The following is an 852-nucleotide window of genomic DNA, read 5'->3' as shown; positions in this document are numbered from 1 at the left end:
GGGCCAGCGCGGCGTCGTCGTACAGCCGGCGGATCATGATCCGCTGCTCCTCGCCGGCGCCCGGCACGTCGTACAGCCGGATCTCGCGCATCAGCACCAGCACCAGGTTCACCAGGAACGCGTCCCGGGCCAGCGTGCCGCCGCTCTGGGCGAGTTGGCTGATCTGCCGGCGGGCCGCGGTGTCCCCGGACAGCACGCTCCAGAGCACCGCGAGGTCGTAGCCGGGCAGGTACCAGCCGGCCTGTTCCCAGTCGACCAGCACCGGGCCGGACGGCGCCAGCAGCATGTTGCTGAGCAGCGCGTCGCCGTGGCAGAGCTGGAGCGGGGCGTTCCCGAGGCCGTGCAGCAGACCGCGCAGGTCCCCGGCGTCCCGGTCGGTGAGCTGACCCACCGAGTGGTAGCGGGCGATCTCCAACTGGTAGTCCAGCCGGGGCTGGAACACGTCGGTCGGCGGCCGCCACAGGTTGAGCGTGCGGACGGCGGTGAGCAGCGCCCGCACCTCGCCCGGCGTGGGCGCGTTGGCGGGGTGGCGCTCCCGCGCGGCCGGGCGGCCGGGCACCCGCTCCATGACCAGCACGCAGCGGTCGTGGTCGGCCGCCACCAGCCGGGGCAGCCGTACCGGCGGGCGGTGCCGGACGAAGGCCCGGTAGACGGCGACCTCGTGGTGGAAGTCGGCCACCAGCTGCTCGAAGTACTCGCTCCGGACCGCCTGCGGGGCGAGGCACTTGGCGACCACCGGCGCCCGGCCGATGGTGCCCGCCACCAGGATGTGGCGGCTCCCCTCGCGCAGCACCTGGCGCGGGGTGAACGCGGGACATATCCGCGAGACGCCGGCGAGCGCGGCCCCGACGG

The 852-nt window shown here is 74.8% G+C and carries 1 protein-coding gene; it reads right to left on the bottom strand.

Annotated elements, in window-relative coordinates; translation table 11 throughout:
• On the bottom strand, positions 1-852 hold an 852-nt coding region (locus ABD308_RS06810; protein ID WP_344329143.1), incomplete at both ends, for an aminoglycoside phosphotransferase family protein.

Origin of the sequence: Kitasatospora putterlickiae (assembly GCF_039527695.1) — a bacterium.
Taxonomy (GTDB): Bacteria; Actinomycetota; Actinomycetes; order Streptomycetales; family Streptomycetaceae; genus Kitasatospora; species Kitasatospora putterlickiae.
Note: the sequence above shows the minus strand (reverse complement) of the source record. Positions and strands in the feature narration are given on the sequence as shown.